The organism is Actinobacillus seminis (genome assembly GCF_002263215.1).
GTDB lineage: Bacteria > Pseudomonadota > Gammaproteobacteria > Enterobacterales > Pasteurellaceae > Actinobacillus_B > Actinobacillus_B seminis.
This window is the reverse complement of the sequence record NZ_NLFK01000019.1, coordinates 1-5,227: the sequence shown is the minus strand read 5'-3', so window position 1 is coordinate 5,227 and position 5,227 is coordinate 1. Positions and strand designations below refer to the sequence as shown.

Sequence of the window (5,227 nt, the reverse complement as noted above, 5' to 3'; positions counted from 1 at the left end):
GTTCTTTAACAATATATCAGACAATCTGTGTGGGCACTTGTTGATTGACTTTGTTTAAAAGAAATAAATATTGAAGTCTTAATAGGTGCTTAAACTGAGAATTCATAATTACTTGAGTGATATGTAAAAACTTTAGCTAAGCAGAATATTGAGCGAAAAGAACTTAAATTGAAGAGTTTGATCATGGCTCAGATTGAACGCTGGCGGCAGGCTTAACACATGCAAGTCGAACGGTAACGGGGAGGGAGCTTGCTTTCTCTGCTGACGAGTGGCGGACGGGTGAGTAATGCTTGGGAATCTGGCTTATGGAGGGGGATAACGACGGGAAACTGTCGCTAATACCGCGTAGTATCGGGAGATGAAAGGGTGGGACTGAAGGGCCACCTGCCATAAGATGAGCCCAAGTGGGATTAGGTAGTTGGTGGGGTAAAGGCCTACCAAGCCTGCGATCTCTAGCTGGTCTGAGAGGATGGCCAGCCACACTGGAACTGAGACACGGTCCAGACTCCTACGGGAGGCAGCAGTGGGGAATATTGCGCAATGGGGGGAACCCTGACGCAGCCATGCCGCGTGAATGAAGAAGGCCTTCGGGTTGTAAAGTTCTTTCGGTGGTGAGGAAGGTGATGAAGTGAAGAGTTTCATCAATTGACGTTAATCACAGAAGAAGCACCGGCTAACTCCGTGCCAGCAGCCGCGGTAATACGGGGGGTGCGAGCGTTAATCGGAATAACTGGGCGTAAAGGGCACGCAGGCGGACTTTTAAGTGAGGTGTGAAATCCCCGGGCTTAACCTGGGAATGGCATTTCAGACTGGGGGTCTAGAGTATTTTAGGGAGGGGTAGAATTCCACGTGTAGCGGTGAAATGCGTAGAGATGTGGAGGAATACCGAAGGCGAAGGCAGCCCCTTGGGGAGATACTGACGCTCAAGTGCGAAAGCGTGGGGAGCAAACAGGATTAGATACCCTGGTAGTCCACGCTGTAAACGATGTCGATTTGGGGATTGGGCTATAAGCTTGGTGCCCGAAGCTAACGTGATAAATCGACCGCCTGGGGAGTACGGCCGCAAGGTTAAAACTCAAATGAATTGACGGGGGCCCGCACAAGCGGTGGAGCATGTGGTTTAATTCGATGCAACGCGAAGAACCTTACCTACTCTTGACATCCATAGGAGAGTGCAGAGATGTGCTTGTGCCTTCGGGAGCTATGAGACAGGTGCTGCATGGCTGTCGTCAGCTCGTGTTGTGAAATGTTGGGTTAAGTCCCGCAACGAGCGCAACCCTTATCCTTTGTTGCCATCGATTAGGTCGGGAACTCAAAGGAGACTGCCGGTGATAAGCCGGAGGAAGGTGGGGATGACGTCAAGTCATCATGGCCCTTACGAGTAGGGCTACACACGTGCTACAATGGTGCATACAGAGAGCGACGAGGCCGCGAGGTGGAGTGAATCTCAGAAAGTGCATCTAAGTCCGGATTGGAGTCTGCAACTCGACTCCATGAAGTCGGAATCGCTAGTAATCGCGGATCAGAATGTCGCGGTGAATACGTTCCCGGGCCTTGTACACACCGCCCGTCACACCATGGGAGTGGGTTGTACCAGAAGTAGATAGCTTAACCGGAAGGGGGGCGTTTACCACGGTATGATTCATGACTGGGGTGAAGTCGTAACAAGGTAACCGTAGGGGAACCTGCGGTTGGATCACCTCCTTAACTGAATGAAGTGATAGCGAGTGTTCACACAGATTGGCTGAGATATTGTAGACTTTTTTTTTTTTTTTTATTGTTCTTTAAAAAATAGGAAACAAGCTGAAAACTGAGAGATTTTTCAAGTCAGGGCTTAAGAAAGATAAGCGCTGAGAGAAGGAAAGTCTGAGTAGTTCGAAAGAAAGAAATCTTAACTGAAGAAAGGCGGTTAAGTGTTTAGTTGAAAGATATCGCCTTAAGCATAAAATGCTTGAGGTTGTATGGTTAAGTGACTAAGCGTACACGGTGGATGCCTAGGCAATCAGAGGCGAAGAAGGACGTGCTAATCTGCGAAAAGCTTGGATGAGTTGATAAGAAGCGAATAATCCAAGATATCCGAATGGGGAAACCCGATGGATGAAGAATCCATCATTCTTAAATGAATAAATAGTTTAAGGAAGCGAACCGGGAGAACTGAAACATCTAAGTACCCCGAGGAAAAGAAATCAACCGAGATTTTGTGAGTAGTGGCGAGCGAAAGCGAAAGAGCCTGCAAGTGATAGCGACTGAAGACAGAGGAAGCAATTGGGAAATTGCGCGACACAGGGTGATAGCCCCGTACTTGAAGTCAGGGTTGCGGTACTAAATTTGCGAGAAGTAGGGCGGGACACGAGAAATCCTGTTTGAAGAAGGGGGGACCATCCTCCAAGGCTAAATACTCCTGATTGACCGATAGTGAACCAGTACTGTGAAGGAAAGGCGAAAAGAACCGGGGTGACCGGAGTGAAATAGAACCTGAAACCGTGTACGTACAAGCAGTGGGAGCCAACTTGTTTGGTGACTGCGTACCTTTTGTATAATGGGTCAGCGACTTATATTTTGTAGCGAGGTTAACTGAATAAGGGAGCCGAAGGGAAACCGAGTCTTAACTGGGCGTTAAGTTGCAAGGTATAGACCCGAAACCCGGTGATCTAGCCATGGGCAGGTTGAAGGTTGGGTAACACTAACTGGAGGACCGAACCGACTAATGTTGAAAAATTAGCGGATGACTTGTGGCTGGGGGTGAAAGGCCAATCAAACCGGGAGATAGCTGGTTCTCCCCGAAATCTATTTAGGTAGAGCCTTGAGCGGACACCTTCGGGGGTAGAGCACTGTTTCGGCTAGGGGGCCATCCCGGCTTACCAACCCGATGCAAACTGCGAATACCGAAGAGTGATACTCAGGAGACACACGGCGGGTGCTAACGTCCGTCGTGGAGAGGGAAACAACCCAGACCGCCAGCTAAGGTCCCAAAGTCTATATTAAGTGGGAAACGAAGTGGGAAGGCCCAGACAGCTAGGATGTTGGCTTAGAAGCAGCCATCATTTAAAGAAAGCGTAATAGCTCACTAGTCGAGTCGGTCTGCGCGGAAGATGTAACGGGGCTGAAATATAGCACCGAAGCTGCGGCAATGATGTAAACATTATTGGGTAGGGGAGCGTTGTGTAAGCGGAAGAAGGTGAATTGAGAGGTTTGCTGGACGTATCACAAGTGCGAATGCTGACATAAGTAACGATAAAACGAGTGAAAAACTCGTTCGCCGGAAGACCAAGGGTTCCTGTCCAACGTTAATCGGGGCAGGGTGAGTCGGCCCCTAAGGCGAGGCTGAGAAGCGTAGTCGATGGGAAACGGGTTAATATTCCCGTACTTGGATAAACTGCGATGTGGGGACGAAGAAGGTTAGGTTAGCAGACTGTTGGATGTCTGTTTAAGCCGGTAGGTGGGGGATTTAGGCAAATCCGGGTTCCTATAAACACTGAGAGGTGAAGACGACGCTCTAAGGAGCGGAAGTAACTGATACCCTGCTTCCAGGAAAAGCCGCTAAGCTTCAGGTTTATCTAAACCGTACTGAAAACCGACACAGGTGGTCAGGTAGAGAATACTCAGGCGCTTGAGAGAACTCGGGTGAAGGAACTAGGCAAAATAGCACCGTAACTTCGGGAGAAGGTGCGCTTACGGTAATTGTAGCCCTTTACGGGTGAAGGTGAAGTAAGTCGAAGATACCAGCTGGCTGCAACTGTTTATTAAAAACACAGCACTCTGCAAACACGAAAGTGGAAGTATAGGGTGTGATGCCTGCCCGGTGCTGGAAGGTTAATTGATGGAGTAATCGAAAGAGAAGCTCTTGATCGAAGCCCCAGTAAACGGCGGCCGTAACTATAACGGTCCTAAGGTAGCGAAATTCCTTGTCGGGTAAGTTCCGACCTGCACGAATGGCATAATGATGGCCAGGCTGTCTCCACCCGAGACTCAGTGAAATTGAAATCGCCGTGAAGATGCGGTGTACCCGCGGCTAGACGGAAAGACCCCGTGAACCTTTACTATAGCTTGACACTGAACATTGAATTTTGATGTGTAGGATAGGTGGGAGACAAAGAAGTAGGTACGCCAGTACTTATGGAGTCGGTGTTGAAATACCACCCTTTAACGTTTGATGTTCTAACGAGGCACCGAAGACAGGTGTTCGGACAGTGTCTGGTGGGTAGTTTGACTGGGGCGGTCTCCTCCCAAAGAGTAACGGAGGAGCACGAAGGTTTGCTAATCACGGTCGGACATCGTGAGGTTAGTGCAATGGTATAAGCGAGCTTAACTGCGAGACGGACAAGTCGAGCAGGTGCGAAAGCAGGTCATAGTGATCCGGTGGTTCTGAATGGAAGGGCCATCGCTCAACGGATAAAAGGTACTCCGGGGATAACAGGCTGATACCGCCCAAGAGTTCATATCGACGGCGGTGTTTGGCACCTCGATGTCGGCTCATCACATCCTGGGGCTGAAGTAGGTCCCAAGGGTATGGCTGTTCGCCATTTAAAGTGGTACGCGAGCTGGGTTTAGAACGTCGTGAGACAGTTCGGTCCCTATCTGCCGTGGGCGTTGGAGAATTGAGGGGGGCTGCTCCTAGTACGAGAGGACCGGAGTGGACGCATCACTGGTGTACCAGTTGTCTCGCCAGAGGCATTGCTGGGTAGCTAAATGCGGAAGAGATAAGTGCTGAAAGCATCTAAGCACGAAACTTGCCTCAAGATGAGTTCTCCCCGGCATTAAGTCGGTAAGGGTTGTTTAAGACGAAGACGTAGATAGGTGGGATGTGTAAGTGTAGTGATACATTGAGCTGACCCATACTAATAGCCCGAGAGGCTTAACCATACAACCTCAAGCGTTTTGGTTTTTGGGGTGGTGATACAACGGGACGAAAGAGAGAGAGCGAAGAGAGAAGCACAAAATCACAAGAGTGCAAGAGTGCAAGAGTAGCGAAGTAGGGTGGACAGCTTGTTTCGGATTTAAGCGGTTAAGTTGTAGGCGAAGGTGGCTGAAGGCGAGACAAGGCGAAGAGAAAGAACAAAGACAAAGAAGATAAAAGAGAAGGCAGGAAGGTAAAATCATCGAAGGACAATCTTGGCGGCGATAGTGCAGTGGGACCACCTAATTCCATGCCGAACTTAGAAGTGAAACGCTGTAACGCCGATGGTAGTGTGGGGATTCCCCATGTGAGAGTAGGGCACCGCCAGGT

General features: G+C 49.5%; 3 rRNA genes. All 3 read left to right on the top strand.

The annotated features are described in order from the left end of the window. Positions 1-165: 165 nt before the first annotated feature. The 3 genes from CFY87_RS11330 (at position 166) to rrf (ending at position 5,227) form a co-directional block, all read left to right on the top strand. Positions 166-1,707, top strand: a 16S ribosomal RNA gene (locus tag CFY87_RS11330). A 256-nt stretch (positions 1,708-1,963) separates the two neighbouring features. Next, positions 1,964-4,863: ribosomal RNA gene (locus tag CFY87_RS11325) — 23S ribosomal RNA — on the top strand. 248 nt (positions 4,864-5,111) lie between these two features. Beyond that, a 5S ribosomal RNA gene (rrf, locus tag CFY87_RS11320) occupies positions 5,112-5,227 on the top strand. The 16S, 23S and 5S rRNA genes sit together here, the layout of an rRNA operon.